This window comes from Arthrobacter sp. 2762 (assembly GCF_040548745.1).
GTDB lineage: Bacteria > Actinomycetota > Actinomycetes > Actinomycetales > Micrococcaceae > Arthrobacter.
Genome location: NZ_JBEPSI010000008.1, coordinates 34,718 through 51,864, shown reverse-complemented (window position 1 = coordinate 51,864; position 17,147 = coordinate 34,718). Strand labels below are relative to the sequence as shown.

The 17,147-nt window shown below is 62.9% G+C and carries 18 protein-coding genes; 7 read left to right on the top strand and 11 right to left on the bottom strand.

The features are described from left to right. Positions 1-3: 3 nt before the first annotated feature. The 10 genes from ABIE18_RS15415 to bioB form a co-directional block, all read right to left on the bottom strand. The gene (locus ABIE18_RS15415; protein ID WP_499723552.1) at positions 4-1,335 is read right to left on the bottom strand and encodes an MFS transporter; all 1,332 of its coding nucleotides are present in this window, start codon (positions 1,333-1,335) and stop codon (positions 4-6) included. A 163-nt stretch (positions 1,336-1,498) separates the two neighbouring features. After that, positions 1,499-2,098 (bottom strand): helix-turn-helix domain-containing protein, encoded by a 600-nt coding sequence (locus ABIE18_RS15410; protein WP_223936112.1) that lies wholly within the window; start codon positions 2,096-2,098, stop codon positions 1,499-1,501. An 89-nt stretch (positions 2,099-2,187) separates the two neighbouring features. Next, complete coding sequence (locus tag ABIE18_RS15405) at positions 2,188-2,568, bottom strand: Hpt domain-containing protein (protein ID WP_499723551.1); 381 nt, start codon at positions 2,566-2,568, stop codon at positions 2,188-2,190. Between the two features lie 333 nt (positions 2,569-2,901). Then, a complete protein-coding gene (locus ABIE18_RS15400) occupies positions 2,902-3,402 on the bottom strand; it encodes a very short patch repair endonuclease (protein WP_499723550.1) in 501 nt (166 codons plus the stop codon). 27 nt (positions 3,403-3,429) lie between these two features. Then, positions 3,430-4,584, bottom strand: coding sequence for a cytochrome P450 family protein (locus ABIE18_RS15395; protein WP_499723549.1), 1,155 nt, complete (start codon positions 4,582-4,584; stop codon positions 3,430-3,432). Next, on the bottom strand, positions 4,581-5,264 hold the full coding sequence (gene bioD / locus ABIE18_RS15390) for a dethiobiotin synthase (protein WP_499723548.1): 684 nt from the start codon (positions 5,262-5,264) through the stop codon (positions 4,581-4,583). Before bioD ends, ABIE18_RS15395 begins: the two co-directional genes overlap by 4 nt. Then, positions 5,261-6,424, bottom strand: coding sequence for an 8-amino-7-oxononanoate synthase (locus ABIE18_RS15385; RefSeq protein ID WP_499723701.1), 1,164 nt, complete (start codon positions 6,422-6,424; stop codon positions 5,261-5,263). Before ABIE18_RS15385 ends, bioD begins: the two co-directional genes overlap by 4 nt. A gap of 8 nt (positions 6,425-6,432) precedes the next feature. Then, complete coding sequence (gene bioA / locus ABIE18_RS15380; protein ID WP_499723547.1) at positions 6,433-7,761, bottom strand: adenosylmethionine--8-amino-7-oxononanoate transaminase; 1,329 nt, start codon at positions 7,759-7,761, stop codon at positions 6,433-6,435. Next, complete coding sequence (bsaP, locus tag ABIE18_RS15375) at positions 7,758-8,072, bottom strand: biotin synthase auxiliary protein BsaP (RefSeq protein WP_499723546.1); 315 nt, start codon at positions 8,070-8,072, stop codon at positions 7,758-7,760. The genes bioA and bsaP overlap by 4 nt, the downstream gene beginning before the upstream one ends. After that, positions 8,069-9,094, bottom strand: a complete 1,026-nt coding sequence (gene bioB / locus ABIE18_RS15370) for a biotin synthase BioB (protein ID WP_499723545.1) — start codon at positions 9,092-9,094, stop codon at positions 8,069-8,071. The genes bsaP and bioB overlap by 4 nt, the downstream gene beginning before the upstream one ends. A 208-nt stretch (positions 9,095-9,302) precedes the next feature. On the opposite strand from bioB, the gene ABIE18_RS15365 reads away from it, so the two are divergent. Beyond that, a complete protein-coding gene (locus tag ABIE18_RS15365; protein ID WP_499723544.1) occupies positions 9,303-10,979 on the top strand; it encodes a purine-cytosine permease family protein in 1,677 nt (558 codons plus the stop codon). Between the two features lie 116 nt (positions 10,980-11,095). Next, positions 11,096-12,109 (top strand): SDR family oxidoreductase, encoded by a 1,014-nt coding sequence (locus tag ABIE18_RS15360; RefSeq protein WP_499723543.1) that lies wholly within the window; start codon positions 11,096-11,098, stop codon positions 12,107-12,109. A gap of 29 nt (positions 12,110-12,138) precedes the next feature. On the opposite strand, the gene ABIE18_RS15355 is transcribed toward ABIE18_RS15360, so the two are convergent. After that, a complete protein-coding gene (locus ABIE18_RS15355) occupies positions 12,139-13,314 on the bottom strand; it encodes a zinc-dependent alcohol dehydrogenase (RefSeq protein WP_499723542.1) in 1,176 nt (391 codons plus the stop codon). A gap of 133 nt (positions 13,315-13,447) precedes the next feature. On the opposite strand from ABIE18_RS15355, the gene ABIE18_RS15350 reads away from it, so the two are divergent. The 5 genes from ABIE18_RS15350 (at position 13,448) to ABIE18_RS15330 (ending at position 17,062) form a co-directional block, all read left to right on the top strand. After that, positions 13,448-13,651, top strand: a complete 204-nt coding sequence (locus ABIE18_RS15350) for a hypothetical protein (RefSeq protein WP_499723541.1) — start codon at positions 13,448-13,450, stop codon at positions 13,649-13,651. Positions 13,652-13,893: 242 nt separating this feature from the next. Further along, on the top strand, positions 13,894-14,397 hold the full coding sequence (locus ABIE18_RS15345; protein WP_499723540.1) for a hypothetical protein: 504 nt from the start codon (positions 13,894-13,896) through the stop codon (positions 14,395-14,397). A gap of 69 nt (positions 14,398-14,466) precedes the next feature. Next, on the top strand, positions 14,467-15,057 hold the full coding sequence (locus ABIE18_RS15340; protein WP_499723539.1) for an SIS domain-containing protein: 591 nt from the start codon (positions 14,467-14,469) through the stop codon (positions 15,055-15,057). 90 nt (positions 15,058-15,147) lie between these two features. Continuing rightward, positions 15,148-16,218: an alkene reductase gene (locus tag ABIE18_RS15335; RefSeq protein WP_499723538.1), complete on the top strand. Its 1,071-nt coding sequence runs from the start codon at positions 15,148-15,150 to the stop codon at positions 16,216-16,218. A 145-nt stretch (positions 16,219-16,363) separates the two neighbouring features. Continuing rightward, positions 16,364-17,062 carry a GntR family transcriptional regulator gene (locus ABIE18_RS15330; RefSeq protein ID WP_499723537.1) on the top strand — a complete coding sequence of 233 codons (699 nt, stop codon included), beginning with the start codon at positions 16,364-16,366 and terminating at the stop codon, positions 17,060-17,062. The last annotated feature ends 85 nt before the right edge of the window (positions 17,063-17,147 follow it).

Here is a 17,147-nt window from a genome sequence, read left to right as displayed (position 1 = left end):
TCCTTACTTTCCGACGAAGATGCCGTTGGAGCGGCGTGCGGCGAGGTAGAAAACGATGCTGAGGGTGGAGAGGACGGCCACGTAGACCGGGAAGATCCAGGTGAGGTTCAGGGACTGGAACCAGACCAGAAGGTAGGAGGCGGTGCCACCGAAGAGCGCCACGCCGATGCCATAACCCAGGGCGACGCCGGTGCCCCGGATGTTCTTGGGCATCAGGGATGAGCTGATCACGTTATAGAGGGTCATGTTCAGGACCAGAACGATCGAGCCACCCAGGAGGACTGCTGCGAATCCGCCAATGCCCGGCTGGACGTACATCAGCATGAGGAACACGGACGGGATGGCGAGGATGCGGGTCACCAGGAACCAGCGGGACATTGCTTTGCCGTCGGCCAGCTTGCCGATGATCCAACTGCCCACTACGAGGATGATGGCCAGGATGGTGGTGAGGGCGAAGACCGCGGTGGGATCTTCCTTGAAACCGCTGCGGGCTGCGGTGGGAAGGCCAACGTTCCAGGCGTAGTTGTATGCCTGTGCTGCACCCACCACGAAGATGATGGCAAGCACGGAGAGCCAGTGCTTACGGACCCCGGACCACACGGCACGCGGAGTGTTCGTGGCCATTTCCTCGGCCTTGAGGGTTTCCGGCAGGGAGCGGCGGAGGTAGAGAACCACAAAACCGAAGGCAGCGCCGATGATGAACGGTACACGCCAGCCCCAATCGGCCATGGCCGCGCCGCCGAGGACAAGGCTGCAAAGGAAGCTCACCAGCGAGGCCAGCAGGATGCCGATGTTCACGTAGAAGGACATGATGCCGGCCACGTAGCCTTCGCGGCCTTCCGGGGCAAGCTCTACAGCGTGGGAGGTGGAGAGCGGGGCTTCGATTCCTGTGGAGATGCCCTGCAGGACGCGGCACACGAGCAGGATGATGCCGGCCCAAGCACCGATGGTGGCGTAGTTCGGCGTGATGGCAATGATCAGCGTGGTGCCGGCCATGAGCATGATGGACAACAGCATGACCCGACGCCGGCCGATCCGGTCTGCGAGCGTCCCCAGCAATATGCCGCCCAGGGGTCGGAAGGCGAACCCGACGGCGAACACGGCCAGTGCGTTCAGCGTGGCGGAGAGTGGCTCGGTGTTGGGGAAGAAGTTCGGTCCGATGAAGGCTGACAGGAGGCCGAAGACCATCCAGTCGTACCATTCAAGGGCGTTGCCGAGGCCCAGGCCCAAGAGTCCTTTGCGGACCTGGGGAGTGAACTTTGGGTTCTTTGTGGGGGAGGAGTGGCTGGTGCTTGGTGACGGGACGGCGTTGTCCGTCGTTTGGGTGTTGAGCATGGAAGTGTCCTTACGCTGACGCCCCGGAGGGCGTGGGAGGGTATGACGCAGGAACGCCTGTCGGAGGAGGCGTGTTGTGCGAAAGTGGCAAGGATTGTCTGCGGCCACGGTTCGTGTCCGGACAGTTAAGGGAAAACGCTGGCGCCGTTGAGGGGCAGCAGTGTTACCACGCGTGTGGTGCGTTGACCCAGATGGCTACGCATACCTCTTCGTAGCTGTTTTTGTACCAGTGGGGGATCTCTGAGGAGTAGGTGATCGAGTCGCCCTCTTCCAGGCTGTAGCAGACGCCGTCCAGATAGACGTCCTTACGGCCGGAGATGATGTAGCAGAACTCTTCACCGCTGTGGGTAAAAGGGGTTGCGCTGGTGTCGTGCCCTGGGGGCGTGCTGATCCACTGCGCTTCGATGCTTCCGTCGCGGTTGGGAGTCAGCAGTTCGTGTACGGCTTCGCCCACGGATTCGCGGGTGACGTTCTTCAGGTTGCGTCGCTCGGATCTGCGGACCACCGGTGAGGTGGATTGGTCCTGGCCAATGAAGAATCTCCCTACGGGGATGTCCAGGCCGTGGGCCAATTGGGCGAGGGTGGTGAAGGAAGGGTTGGCCATTCCGCGTTCGATTTGGCTGACGATCGCCTGGCTGAGGCCGGTGATGTCCGAGAGCTGGGCGAGGGTCATGCCCTTTGCCTTGCGCATGGTGCGCACCTTGTTCCCCACAGTTGCCAGCAGTTCGCTGGTGGCTGGCGGTGCAGGAGTCTCGGTAGTCATTGCCGCATCCTTCGTTGGTGAGCTAACTCACACAACTATAGTGAAGATTTTTAGCGAGTCAATGGTTTTCTTTATTTTCGTGAAGATCTTTACGAAAGCGGGGGTTGGAGTTCGCAAATCGTCCCGAATACGAAGGCCTCGATCATCTGAACTTGCGGCCTCAGCTCCTGAAGGTGCCCGGCGTTGGGGAGGAGCCTGATGCTGATTTCCAGTTCCGTGGCCAAGCGGCGCATGCAGATGGCGCCCACCATATGGCTTGATGTCTTCAGGCTCAGCACGGCGTCCATGGCATCTTCCATGTCCAGGTTGTTCAGTGCGTGATGCAGGCGGTCCACCCGCCACGGCAGCAGGTCTATGTAGTTGCGGACAAATCTGGTGACGATGGATCGGTCTCCGCCAAGTTCCGCTTGGAGTCCGGTGAGGACGGTGGGATCAACCAGTGATTCTGTGCACTCGTCATACTCAGACACCAAACCCCTCCCGCCTCCGAACAATAGATGCACGATTCAACAGTAGGTCCCGGGGAACTACTGCAACGCCGGAAATCGAAAGCTTGATCCAATCTTGAGCGGACTCAGAGGGAGTCTTGATCGAAGCCCCCGAAAGTAAGTAAAGGAAATGGAGTAATCGCCGAATCGGGGGGATCAAGGCGTGGATACAGGAATGGAATTCAGCATGAACGATGGTGTTCGGCCCTCGGCGGGCCTCATGGTCATCATCGTGTTGTGCCTGACGGTGCTGCTGGGTATTGGTGGAACGTCAGCGTATGCGTTGTGGGAGCAAGGCTCCCACGCCAGCACCGATCACTCGGACTCCGCTGGGTCCGCTGGGACTGCCGGCTCCAGAGCCCCGTAGGGCGAACTGGCATTCAACAACCCCTCCAAGAACGCTGTCAGTCGTTCTTCGAGGACTGAGCTGTCCCGCAACTCGCACTCCCACACCGTCAGCACGTCCCAACCGGCAGCGCGCAATTGTTCCCTTTGAGCGAGATCGCGTTCACGGGTCCGCGTGCGCTTGGTCTCCCAGAACTCCGCGTTCGCGGTGGGGGAGTTCTGGCCAACCTTGCAGTCATGGAAGTGCCAGAAGCAGCCGTTGACGAAAATGACTTTGCGACGGCTCGAGAACACTAAATCGGGCCGGCCCGGCAGCTTGGTCCCGCCAGCCTGCCCATGCAGCCGGTAACGGTACCCCTTGGCGTGCAGGAGTTTCCGGACCAGCAACTCGGGCTTGGTGTTTTTGCCCCTGATCCTGGACATGTTTCGGCTGCGCTGCTCCGGCGTCAGCAAGTCCCGGCTCTCGCCCATAAAGTCCAGCCTACCCACCCAAACTCGCTACGAGTGGGCGACGCTGACCGTCCGGGGAGCCTGGAAGGACAGCAGCCGGAGCCATTCGGGGTTGGGGTCCTGGAGCCGGACCCCCTTCAGTGCCGCGGTAGTCTCCTGAACCACGACGACGGTCTCCAGCTCAGCCAGTTTGGCGCCAAGGCAGCGATGAATTCCTGAGCCGAAGGCCAGGCCGTACGGTGTGGGTCCTTGATGCTCGGTGGCTTCCCCGGCAGGTTCCCCAGTGCCTTCCCCGGCAGCCCACGGAAAGCCGTGGTTCCCGGTCAGCTCCACCAGGATTTCTTCCCCCGCAAGGACGTGCTCACCGTTGAGCTCGGTATCGCGGGCGGCCACCCTCCGCCAAGTAGGCACGGAAGATTCAGTGGCCAACACATGCCGGACAATCTCCCGCGCCTTGGCATTGGAGGAGGCCTCATCCCAGGAGATTCCCCGGGAGCCCTCGGCCAGCCGGAAGAGCGTGGTGCTGATGAGCTGTGTGGTGGTCTCCTGGCCAGCGATGAGCAGGAAGTAGCCCAATGAACAGATCTCAGGAGTGCTGAGCCCGTGGTCTGCGAGTGCCCTGAACAGGTTGGTTGTGCCGGGAACTACGGGTGCCTCCACCGATTCCAGGACCAGCTCCCGCAGCCAGGTGTAGAAGTCCGCCGCGGTGTGAGCCAACTCGAGCTGCCGCGCAGGATCCGGCCATCCCCAGAACAGCTCAAGGGAGTCCAGGCTCCACGCCTTTAACTGGGAGAGGTCGCGGACGGGAAGGCCAAGCATCTCCAGCATGACGACTGCCGGCGGATACGCGGCCACTGCCTGCACCAAGTCAACGTTTCCTGCAGAACTGAGGAGTTGGGCTGCGGCCGCGGCTGACTCCCTGGAGAGCTGCCGGATGCGCGGTTCCATGGCGGCAACTTTGGCGGGAGTGAAGAAGCCCGCCACTACCTTGCGGATAGCTGCGTGTGAGGGGGAGTGGTTGCTGGCCAGAACGGGTGGAAGGGCGAAGCGTGCCTTCTGCAGGACGCGGAGAGCCTGACCGCTCAGGGGCGTCACGGCCAGAAGTGCATTGGCAGGGCTGAAGTCGCCCGGACGGTGAAGGACCTCGCGGACGGTATCCGGATCGCGCAGCACCTTGTAGGGGCATGTAGTAACGGTGCTCATGCCGGAACCCCGGCAAGCCAGGAGGCCGCCTGTTCGCGGAACGCGCCGGGATCCATTCCGGCGGCTTCGTGCCGGATGGCACCCAGCAGCGGCACAGGCCAGTCGGAGATCGTGGCACGGTTGCTGCGTTCGACGGCGCCAGGGACCGCGGGCCAGCTGCCAAGCACTACACCAACTACCGGCAGGCCCCGCCGATCGAGGGCTTCGAGCGTCAGCGCCGTGTGGTTCAAGGTGCCCAGCGACGGCCGCGCCACCACGGCGAAGCCAGCTGAATCGCCCAGGAGGATTCCGAGGTCAGCCAGCGTCCCGCCGTCGTGGTCCAACTCCACCAGCACCCCGCCGGCACCTTCCACGAGGACGTGGTCATGCGTGTTGCCCAGGGCCCGGATTCGCTGGGCATGCGAAGCAAGCTGCGGCAGTACCACCTCGTCACAAGCAGCCGCAGGGACGGGAGCCAGCGGCTGTTCCAGGACGATGCCCGCCTCGGCCGTGAGCGGACCGGCAAGCCGCACCACCTCCGCGCAGTCCGAATCGCCGTCCACGTTGCCGCTTTGGCACGGCTTGTAGACCGCTACCGAGCAGCCGCGTTGCTTAAGCGCTGTGGCGAGTGCCGCCGTCGTAATGGTCTTCCCGACGCCGGTATCGGTACCGGTCACCAGGATGATGCGGGGAAGTTTCATGGGGTTCGCTCCAGGATGTCGCGCAGCACTGCGCAGGCGTGGTCGAGGTCGGTGGCGGTGAGGTTGGCCCGGGCTGTAAGTCGCAAGCGGGAGACGCCGTCGGGCACTGAAGGTGGCCGGAAACAGCCCACCTGGAGGCCGGCAGCGTAAGCGGCCTGGCTCGCAGCCAAGGCGGCTTCCGCTGAAGGCATGGCGATGGATTGAACTGCTCCGGCAGAACGCTCGACGGCGGCCGAGAGTCCCAGCGTGGGTTGCAGTTGGGCTGCGAGAGCGGCTGCGTTGTGGTGGACCGCCGCGGCGCGCCAGGGTTCCTGCTGGATGATTCCGACGGCGGCCATGGCAGCGGCCGCTGCGGGCGGGGCCAACGCGGTGTCGAAAATGAAGCTTCGCGAACGGTTCACCAAGTGCTCCCGCAGCAGGCTTGAACCAAGCACGGCCCCACCCTGGCTGCCCAAGGCTTTGGACAGGGTGGCCGTGCGGACGACGCCCGGATGGTCCGCCAGGCTGGTGCCGGCCACCGCGCCGCGCCCTTGAAAGGGACCAACGCCGGCAACGCCCAGGCTGTGGGCCTCGTCAATCAGCAGCACGGCGTCGTGTTCCTGGGCGAGGTTGAACAGCTCTTGCAGTGGAGCAGCGTCCCCACCGACGCTGTAGATGGACTCAACAACAACCAAGGCCCGCGGCTGTGTCCGCTCCTTAAGGAGGCGTGCCGCGTCCGCAGCGTCATTGTGCTTGAATTCCCGCACCTCGGAGCGGCTCAGCCTAAAACCATCGATCAACGAGGCATGGCAGTGCTCGTCCGCCACAATCAATGTTCCGGGACCACCCAAAGCCGTGGTGACACCCAGATTGGCGAGGTAGCCGGAGGAGAACACCAACGCAGCCTCCGCTCCTGTGAACAGGGCAAGGTGGTGCTCCAACTCAAGATGCAACTCCGTGGTACCGGTGACCAGCCGGGATGATGCAGCGCCAGTGCCCCAACGCCTGATCGCATCCGTGGCAGCCTCCGCCAGGCGTGGATCCCTGGACAGGCCCAGGTAATCGTTGCTTGCGAGGTCGATCATCCGGCGAGGTCCGCCCTGCGGGCCTCGCACTGTCGGCCTCCGCACGAGTCCACGGCGCTCGCGGACCTCTGCCTGTTGCTCCAGCCAGGCGGTCATGGAGAGGCTCATGCTCTGGCCCCCAGCCTGTCTGCGGCCGCGGAGACTGCCGCCACCATGCCCGCGGTGATGGTCCTGATCTGGGAGGTTGAGCTGATGTACGGCGGCATCGTATAGACCAGGTTGCGGAACGGACGGATCCACACTCCCTGCCTGATCGCAGCCCGGGTCACTGCAGCGACGTCCACCGCGTCCGCCAACTCAATGACGCCCACAGCGCCGATAGTACGGACGTCCCTCACGCCGTCGAGCCCCAACGCCGGGGCCAAACCCTCCGCGAGGCCTGCGCCTACGCGGTCAACGTCTGCGCGCCAATCTCCGTCCCGCAGCAGTCCGAGGCTCGCGTTGGCCACGGCGCAGGCGAGCGGGTTGCCCATGAACGTGGGGCCGTGGAGGAGCGCACCGGCACCGCCGCTGGAGACCACCTGGGCAAGCTCACCTGTGCACAACGTTGCGGCCAGCGTCATGTACCCGCCCGTGAGTGCCTTGCCGACACACAAGATGTCCGGAACGACGCCAGCATGGTTCGCCGCGAACAACTCGCCTGTTCGCCCAAAGCCCGTGGCGATCTCGTCCAGAATGAGCAGCAATCCGTGTGCATCAGCCACCTCCCGGAGGATCCGCACACACTCCGCCGGGTAGATGAACATCCCGCCGGCCCCCTGCAGGACAGGTTCTACGATGATGGCCGCGAGCTCATAGGAATACTCACTGGCCAGCGCCTCAACTGACGTCCGCCACTCACTGATAGCTGTTGGCGTGGCCGTCGCCGCGGCTGGAGGACGCGGCGCGAACACGTTGCCCGCCAGCAAACCAGGGAACGCGGAGTGCATACCGTCAACGGGATCGCAAACGCCCATCGCCGCGAACGTGTCGCCGTGATAACCGCCGCGGACCGTCAGGAAACGCTGCCGTTGTGGACGCCCGGAGGCGGTCTGGAACTGCACCGCAAGCTTCAGGGCAACCTCCACCGAGATGGAACCGGAATCAGCCAGGAACACGCGCTCCAACCGGCGGCCGGGCTCGCCGGGTGCCAGCGCCAGCAGGTTCTCGGCAAGATCCACGGCAGGCTGATGTGTCAATCCACCGAACATCACATGGCTAAAGGAGCCCAGCTGGCGCTGAACCGCGGCATCCAGCACAGGATGGCGGTACCCATGGATCACCGACCACCACGACGACATCGCATCCAGCACCTCGTGCGTTCGGCCGTCCTCGTCCCGAAGCCGCAGCGCCACGCCGTCGGCCGCTTCAACTTCCCACAGCGGCAGCGTCCCGGACGCCGGAGCGTAAGGATGCCACAGGCTCGCCCGGTCGCGCTCGATCAGCGAACTCATCGGGACACCCGTCCGTGACGCGAACACTCGGCCGACCATCCCAGCGGCGTCACCTGGACCTTCATCCGGCGGCGGCACTGCGCGCAATACCTGGGTGGCTCCATCGCCAACCGTTGCTGGCAGCCCTGGTGCGGGTCCGACGTCGGGCGGGGGTCCGACGTCGGGCGCTCGCCGTTGGTGCCGCGGCGGACGGTACCGCCTCCAATGACGGTGCCGTCCTCAACAACGGTGCCGTCCTCAACAAGGGCGTCGGCAACCGTGCCGCCGCAGTGCCCGCAGTATTCCGCCGTCGTGGCGCCGATCGCGGTCATAGTGTCTTCTGGAGTTCCTTGATGGGCATGTTGAGCTCCACCAGGAGGTTGAGGTCGGCGGTGGCTGGGCGGCCCAGGGTGGTGAGGTAGTTGCCCACGATCACGGCGTTGATGCCGCCGAGCAGGCCTTCGCGGGTGCCGAGGTCGCCGAGGGTCAGTTCGCGGCCGCCGGCGTAGCGGAGCACTGTGCGCGGCATGGCCAGCCGGAAGGCGGCGATGGCGCGGAGGGCGTCTTTGCCGTCCATGATGCCCTGGTTTTCCAGCGGCGTTCCCGGACGCGGATTGAGGAAGTTCAATGGGACCTCATGTGGTTCCAATGCGGCCAGCTGGGCGGCGAGTTCGGCCCGCTGCTCCAGGGTTTCGCCCATGCCGATCAGGGCGCCGCAGCACAATTCCATGCCGGCGGCCTTGACCATGTTGCAGGTGTCCAGCCGTTCCTCATAGCTGTGCGTGGTGACGACCTCGGCGAAGTAGCTCCGGGCGGTTTCGAGGTTGTGGTTGTAGCGGTGGACGCCCCACTCGGCCAGCTGGTCAACCTGGCGCTGGGTCAACATGCCCAGGGAGCACGCGATGTTGATATCAACTTCCTCGTTGATGCGATCGATCGCGAACTTGATCTGGTTCATGAGCTTGATGTCGGGGCCACGCACAGCTGCGACGATGCAGAACTCGGTGGCACCGGTGGCGGCTGTTTCCTTGGCGGCCTTCACCAGCTCGGGGATATCCAGCCACACGCCGCGGACCGGGGAATCAAACAGGCCGGACTGGCTGCAGAAATGGCAGTCTTCGGGGCAGCCGCCGGTCTTGATGGAGATGATGCCCTCAACCTCAACGTCCTCGCCGCAGTGCTTCAGCCGGACCTCGTGGGCGAGCTGCATGGCGGCCGGAATCGCTTCGTCAGGAAGTTGGAGGATCTCCACAAGCTGGGCTTCGTCGAGGCCTTCACCGCGCTCAAGGACCTGCTCGCGTGCGATGTCCAGGATGGCGTAGGCAGTGGCCTCTTGGGTTGTTTGGGTCGTCATGGACTTGACGGTATCCGGGGGCGCGCATCGCGATTTTGTGGGGTACGCACAAAGTGGCGTCGCGGATTTTGGAGCGCCCTTATGGCTCGTGAGCGAGACGGCTGGTGCAGAAGTTACAGCTGTGAAACATCGTTGTGACTGATTTGACCCGCTGCGTGACTAGCGTCGTTGGCGAAGCACCGACCACGAATCTCGAAAGTGAGCACGGATGAGCGACGTTCTGACAGACAGCCAAAGAACTGCGACGGCGGGAAACGCCGATGCGATGAGCGCAGCGAAGGAGAGCCTGGAAGACTACACACTCCGGTTCGCCCCGCGCTCCTACCGGAAGTGGAGCGCCGGCGTGGTGGCGACCAGTGCACTTGGCGGGATCGCCTACTTGGCTGACTTCTCGATCGGGGCAAACATCGGCATCGCCTACGGCACCGTGAACGCCATTTTCGGCATCATCGTGGCCGCAGTGATCATCTTCGCCACGGGCTTTCCACTCGCTTACTACGCCGCCCGCTACAACATCGACCTCGACCTCATCACCCGCGGGTCAGGCTTTGGCTACTACGGTTCAGTGGTCACGAACATCATTTTCGCGACCTTCACCTTTATCTTCTTTGCCCTCGAAGGCTCCATCATGGCCCAGGGACTGCAATTGGGGCTCGGCGTCCCGCAATGGCTTGGGTATGCCGTGTCCACCATCATCATCATTCCGCTGGTGATCTACGGGATGAAGACCCTTGCTACTTTGCAAGTGTGGACCACGCCCCTGTGGTTGCTGCTCATGGTGGTTCCCGTTGGTTATCTGCTGCTGTCACACCCGGACAGCATCGACGCCTTCTTTGCTTACACTGGCGCTTCGGGCGAGGGCGGCACCAATCTCGCCTCGGTGATGCTGGCTGCCGGCGTGTGCCTCTCCCTGATGGCCCAGATCGCAGAGCAGATCGATTACCTGCGCTTCATGCCACCCAAGACCGCGGAGAACAAAGGTGCCTGGTGGCGTGCCGTAATTCTTGCCGGACCCGGCTGGGTTATTTTCGGTGCCATCAAGCAGGTTGTGGGCATGTTCATCGCCATTTACTTGATCGCCAGGCTCGATCCCGCCGCGTCCGTGCACGCCAACGAACCCGTCCACCAGTTCCTGGGCGTGTACCAGGAGATGATGCCGGCCTGGCTCGCGATGTCCCTGGCGGTTGTGCTGGTGGTTATTTCGCAGATCAAGATCAACGTCACCAACGCGTATTCCGGCTCGCTTGCGTGGACCAATTCGTTCACCCGCATCACCAAGACCTACCCGGGCCGCATGGTGTTCGTGGTGGTCAACCTGGTGATCGCATTGGTGCTCATGGAGTCGAACATGTTCGAGTTCCTCAACACGATCCTTGGCTTCTACGCGAACTGCGCCATGGCCTGGGTGGTTACAGTTGCCTCCGATATTGCGATCAACAAGTACCTTTTGAAGATCTCGCCCAAGGTTCCTGAGTTCCGCCGGGGCATGCTCTACGCCGTCAACCCGGTCGGTTTCGTGTCCATGCTGGTCTCCGCAGGGATGTCCATCGCGGTCTTCTTCGGGGCTTTCGGTGCCGGAGTGCAGCCGTATTCGCCAATTTTCGCCGTCGTTCTTGCTTTGGTGCTTCCCCCGGTTCTGGCTTTGGCGACGCGCGGCCGCTACTACCTCCGGCGCAACGACGACGGGATTGACCTGCCCATGTTCGACGCCGACGGCAACCCCAGCGACGAGAAGCTCCTCTGCCACGTCACCGGCCTGGAGTTCGAACGCCCGGACATGCTCCGCTCAGGCGAGGACGGTCCCGACGGCGAACCCCGGTTCATCTCCTCCCTCGCCTTGTCCACGGATAAGTCAGGTTCACTGGTGCTGCCGGCCCGGAAGTAGGCGCGCTGCCCCAAGTAGGTCGCATTAGATGTCGTTTTGGGCCCTCAAAACGGCATGTAATGCGACCTGCTTGGGCTGACGCTGGGCGCGAATAGTCAGGATGCTTAGAATGAGGCATGGCACAGGACGAACGCAACGAAGAGACCGGGCTGACCGAGGAATCCGAGCAGGCCGAGTCGACAACCGACCTCGACGAGGACATCGCCATGGCTTTGGAAAACCACGTCCTTAACCCGGCGGAGGATCCTGAAGACGCGTCAGATCCACGGACGATGTATCCGTCGGGGGAGTTCGAGCCGCAAACCCAGGACTACCCTGGCTGGACCGAGGCAATGATCCCGCGCCCGGACCACGGGGAGCAAAGCTATGTGGGCCATCACCGCATGATGGGATTCCGGACCTTGATTACGGGCGGCGACAGCGGGATTGGGAAAGCCGTAGCGATTGCCTTCGCCCGGGAAGGTGCAGACGTGGCCTTCACATATTTGCCGGAAGAGGAACAGGACGCCGAATTGACCGTTCAGTTGATCGAGGCCGCCGGCAGCCGTGCCCTGGCACTGCCGGGGGATCTGCGGGACGAGGAATTCTGTCAGGAAGTCATCGCCCAAACCATCGAAGAATTTGATGGGCTGAACGTTCTAGTGAATAACGCAGGTTTCCAGATGACTACCAGCCAGGGGATCGAGGACCTCAGCAGCGAACAGTTCGACCGGACCTTTAAGAGCAACGTTTATGCGCTCTTCTGGCTTACCAAGGCAGCTTTGCCTCATTTGCAGCCCGGGGCCTCGATCATCAACACCTCATCGATCCAGGGTTACCATCCGAGTCCCTCGCTTATCGATTACGCCGCCAGCAAGGCCGCCATCAACAGCATGACGTTCTCGTTGGCAGAATCCCTGGGCTCCAAGGGAATCCGGGTCAATGCTGTAGCTCCCGGGCCTGTGTGGACCCCATTGCAGCCACCAACCCAGCCGGAGGAGAAGATCGTAAAGTTCGGACAGGACACGCCTCTTGGCCGGGCCGGTCAGCCTGCTGAACTCGCCGCGACGTATGTCCTGTTGGCGACTGAGGAGTCCAGCTACATTTCCGGTTCGGTTATTGGGGTTACCGGCGGAAAGCACCTCGCCTAAGGGGCCAGCCACCGGTTCCTTCCGGCCAATCAGGGCTTGAGCACCACCTTGATGCAACCGTCCTGCTTCTTCTGGAATTTCTCGTACAACTCAGGTGCATCGTCCAGACCGCCCGTGTGGGTGACCAGATGCATGACTCCCAGCGGGTCGGCGTCGTCCTCTACCAAGGGGAGCAGCTGGTCAGTCCAGTTGCGGACGTTGCATTGCCCCATGCGGAGTTGGACTTGCTTGTCGAACATGGTCATCAGCGGCATGGGGTCGGCCTGGCCACCATAAACGCCGCTGAGCGAAACGGTGCCGCCGCGCCGCACGAGATCCACTGCCGTGTGGAGGGCAGCAAGGCGGTCCACGCTCATGGTCTCCATGGCCACCTGCGCCGGCTTGTCAGGGAGCAGTGAAACCGCCCGGTGCAGGAATGATGCCACCGGGGAGCCGTGGGCTTCCATGCCCACTGCATCCACCACTCCGTCCGGACCACGGCCAAGGGTCTCCTCGCGGATTTGGGCGGCGACGTCCGGGCTGTAGTCCATGGTCTCCACTCCATGTTCTTCCGCCATGGCCCGGCGCTCAGGAACAGGATCTACGCCAATGACACGGAAACCCTTGTGGACGCCAATTCTGGAGGCGAACTGGCCCACAGGACCGAGTCCGAGCACCGCCAAGGTGCCACCTTCGGGGACGTTGGCGTATTCTACGGCCTGCCAAGCGGTGGGCAGGATGTCGGAGAGGAACAGATAGCGTTCGTCGGGGAGGTCTGAATCTACTTTGATGGGCCCGTAGTCGCCGAATGGCACACGCAGGTACTGTGCCTGGCCGCCCGGGACGGAGCCATAGAGCTCGGAGTATCCAAAGAGTGCAGCCCCTGTACCTTTGGCTTTGACCTGCGTGGTTTCGCACTGCGACTGAAGGCCTTGGTTGCACATGTAGCACCGGCCGCAGGAGATGTTGAAGGGCACAACAACGCGGTCGCCCTTCTGGAGCCGGTGGACCTCCGAGCCCACTTCTTCCACGATCCCCATGGGTTCGTGGCCGATGACGTCGCCCTTGTGCATGTAGGGGCCGAGGACTTCATAGAGGTGCAGGTCCGAGCCGCAAATGGCTGAAGATGTTATTCGGACGATGACATCCGTTGGTTCCTGGATGGTGGGATCGGGGACATCAATAACGCTCAACGAGCGCCTTCCTTGCCACGTCACTGCTTTCACAATCGCTCTCCCTGCTTGGTCGGCTGGAGGTGTCCCGCGCTGCAGGAGACCTTCCCAGCGAAGCAGAGTTGGCAGCGCCGCACAAGGTCTCCGATGGCCTCGACAGGCCCCGACGCCGGGCCTACATTGAGCTATGAGCGAAGAATCGAGAGAACCGGACAAACCACCTGCTGACGCCGAACAACCTCCGGTGAGTGCCGACGTCGGGCATTCCGGCAGCAGCCCCGGCACGGGGGACTTCAGCACGGAAGTGGACCCTGCCTTCATCCCGGATGAGAGCGGCGAGACGCCTGACGAGAAGCGCGCCAGGGAACACCCTGAGGCCACCGGAAGCTAGCTTTCCAAGCGATGACGACGGCGGCCCTTAGGCCGCTGCCGACACAGACCTGTTGCCATCACATAGTAAGTAGCCTGATTACCAGTGTTAAGCTGATAGTGAGTTACAGGGTTTTTCGGGCAAGGACGCCCGGGGAATGAGCGGATTGAACGAACGAGGAATGGGTACAGCTTCAGTACCGGGCACGGCATGGGCTACGGACGGCGCCCAATATCAAGCCGTCCACGAGGGAGGCAATTCACATGGACACAGGGCAACTGGTATTGATCATCGTGTTGGCCGTCGTCGTAGTCGCAGCTGTGATCATTGCGGTGGTATTTGGACGTAAGAAGAAGACCGAGCTCAATCGCCGGCGTGCAGGGGAATTGCGCGAGAAGGCGGACCAGGAAGCCGTCGGCGCACACCAGGCGAAGGCACAGTCGGCCCAAGCCGAGGCATCGGCGGTTCAGGCAGAAGTCGAGGCCAATCGACTCCGTCGCGAAGCGGAGAGGCACGCGGAGAAGGCAAATGAAGCTAGCGGGCGCGTTGAGGAGCACTTGCGCCATGCCGACAAAGTGGACCCTGACGTCAGGACCGACCGCGACCGGGAGAACGACACGGACCGGGAACGTGCCCGTGACATGGATTCAAGCGACGAACGACTCACGCGGGATCGCTCGGCACGCGACGGCGCCGTCAGGGAAGAGCCCCTGCGGGACGGTTCTACCCGGGACGGTTCCAGGCGGGACGGAGACAGGAACGTGTAAGTTCCTACGGTGAAACGGAGGCAGGAAGTGAGCATCGTGGTAAGGCGGCCGGGACAGGTGGTGCGCCCGATGGATTCAAGGCAGAACAGGCATGCAGTTGACGTCGTTCTTGGCCATTTGGGCGAGATCGGCCCAGCGGTAGCGGCCCTGCGGCGTGAATCGTCCCGGCTCGCTGAGTGGGGAGAAGAACTGGCCCGCGTACGTCTTCGTGGCGGCAGCGTGTTTGCTGCCGGCAGCGATGGCTCTGCGCACGAAGCACAGAGATTCACCTCCGAACTGGCGGCGCACGATGCCAAAAATGGTTCACCCGGCGATGGCTCTGCCTTCAAAGCCATATCTGTCAGCAATAGCGCCAATGACGGCGCCCGCGGGAGCATCAGTGACCAGATTCGAGGCTCGGTTCGGCGCGGCGACATCGTGGTGTTGCTCGCTGCGAAGGGAATCACGGACGATCTCCGCGAGGCCGCTGCCGCAGCCAAGGCTGCCGGAGCACAGGTGTGGGCGTTGACGGGCAAGGAGTCCAAGGACCTTGCCCAGGCTGTCAACGAGGCGATCTGCATCGACACTGATCCACCGCATGCCGAAGAAGCGCACCTGGTTGCCGTGCTGGCTCTTTGCGAGTGCTTCGATGACTCCATGAGGCTGCGCGGCCAAGGCTAACCAGCTTGTGATCTGCCACTCATCCGGAATAGTTGCAGGCGCTGCACAGTTGGGCAGAGTGAACCTGATTCATTCTGAAAGGAACTGCGCATGCTGTTTCCCCCCTTGGCCCTTGGTGAGCTGGAACTTCCCAACCGACTGGTGATGGCGCCGCTGACCCGGCTGCGGGCCGGCGTTGACGGCATTCCCGGTTCACTGATCGCCGAGCACTACCGGCAGCGCGCCTCCCTTGGGCTGATTGTGAGCGAAGGAACATACCCGACGCCGGCCGGTCAGTCCTACCCCGGCCAGCCTGGCTTGGTGACGGAAGCGCAGATTGCAGGCTGGAAGACGGTCACTGACGCCGTCCACTCTGAAGGTGGACGCATCTTTGCCCAGATCATGCACGGCGGCCGCGTTTCCCACGCGGACATCACGGGCGGCCACGAAATCGTGGGCCCGAGTGCCGTTGCCATCGAGGGCGATGTCCGCACTCCCAACGGCAAGCAGCCGTACCCGGTGCCGCGCGAGCTCCGCACGGACGAGCTCCCGGGACTCATCCAGGATATTGTCACCGCCTCGAAGAATGCGATTGAGGCAGGATTCGACGGCGTGGAACTCCACTCCGCCAACGGTTACCTGCTGCATGAATTCCTTGCGCCCAACTCGAACGTCCGCACCGACAGCTACGGTGGCTCCCCCGAGAACCGCGCCCGGTTCGTGATCGAGACTGTCAATGCGGTGGTCGAGGCACTCGGTGCCAACCGCGTGGGCATCCGGATCTCCCCGGAACACAATGTGCAGGGCATCGCCGAGACGGATGCCGCGGACGTCCGCGCCACCTATGAAGTGCTGGTGGAGACCATTGCGCCGCTTAACCTGGCGTACCTCAGCATCCTGCACCACAACCCGCAGGGCACCTTGGTCCAGGATCTTCGCCAGCGCTTCAATGGCACGTTCCTGGTGAACACCGGTTTCAGCGAAATCACTACTCGCGAGGAAGCTGTTGCCTTGGTGGCCGATGGCCTCGCGGACGGTGTTGTGGTTGGCCGCCCCGCCATTGCCAACCCGGACCTCGCACGCCGCTGGCGTGAAAGCCTCCCGCTCAACGAGCCTGATGCCTCCACGTTCTATGGCGAGGGTGCCAAGGGTTACACGGACTACCCGTTCTACGCCAACTAACCGCGCAGCACCCCGGGCAAAACCACGACGTCGGCACTTAGCAAAGTGCCGGCGTCGTGGTTTAACGCGTGCGAACCCGACTTCGCCAGGAATGTGACAGGACTACCCGCCCGGCTCCGCGCCTGCTTCCTATAGGATTTGTGGCATGTCTGATCCTTCGCCGGCTCTTCCCCGCCCCGGCTTTCCCGTCAGCCGCCAAGTGTTGGCGGATCACGTTTATGAAGCCCTCCTCGAGTGGCTCATGGATGGTCGGCTCGAACCCGGGGCGGCCGTCAGCATCGACGGAATGGCGCGGGAACTGGACGTTTCTCCCACTCCGGTGCGAGAGGCATTGGCGCGCCTGGAGCATACGGGCATGGTTCGGCGCGTGGCGTTGAAGGGGTATCGCGTTGCCCCCGTGTTCACGCGCGAGGATTTCGCAGAACTCATGGAAGCACGATTGTCCATTGAGCCTGTGAATGCCCGACTGGCGTGCGAGCGCATGACGTCGGAAGGCCTGGACGCGTTGAAGCAAGCGGTCGAGGACCTCAAAACGGCACCCCGCGGCGGCACGTTTGCTGAGTACCGCAGCTACCTTGAGGCCGACGAGCGTTTCCACCAGTTGATCGCGGCGCAAGCCAGGAACCAGTTCCTGCTCGCCGCTTACAACACACTCGGCGGCCAGATCCAGCGGTTCCGGTTGTTTGGGGGAGTGGGCATCACGGATGCGGAGCAGGCTATCGCCGAGCACCAAGCAGTGCTCGACGCGATGTCCAGCGGGGACCCCGGAAAAGCGGCGGAGGCAATGATCAATCACGTGGAAAAGGTGCGAGGCCGCGCCATGGCTGACGCGCCGGAAGACTGAACGCCCGCAGCTCCACGAAGGCTCGCCGCAAGTTCGGCGGGCCTTTTTCATGCGCTGCGTGAGCCTCTTCACATGCATATGTAAG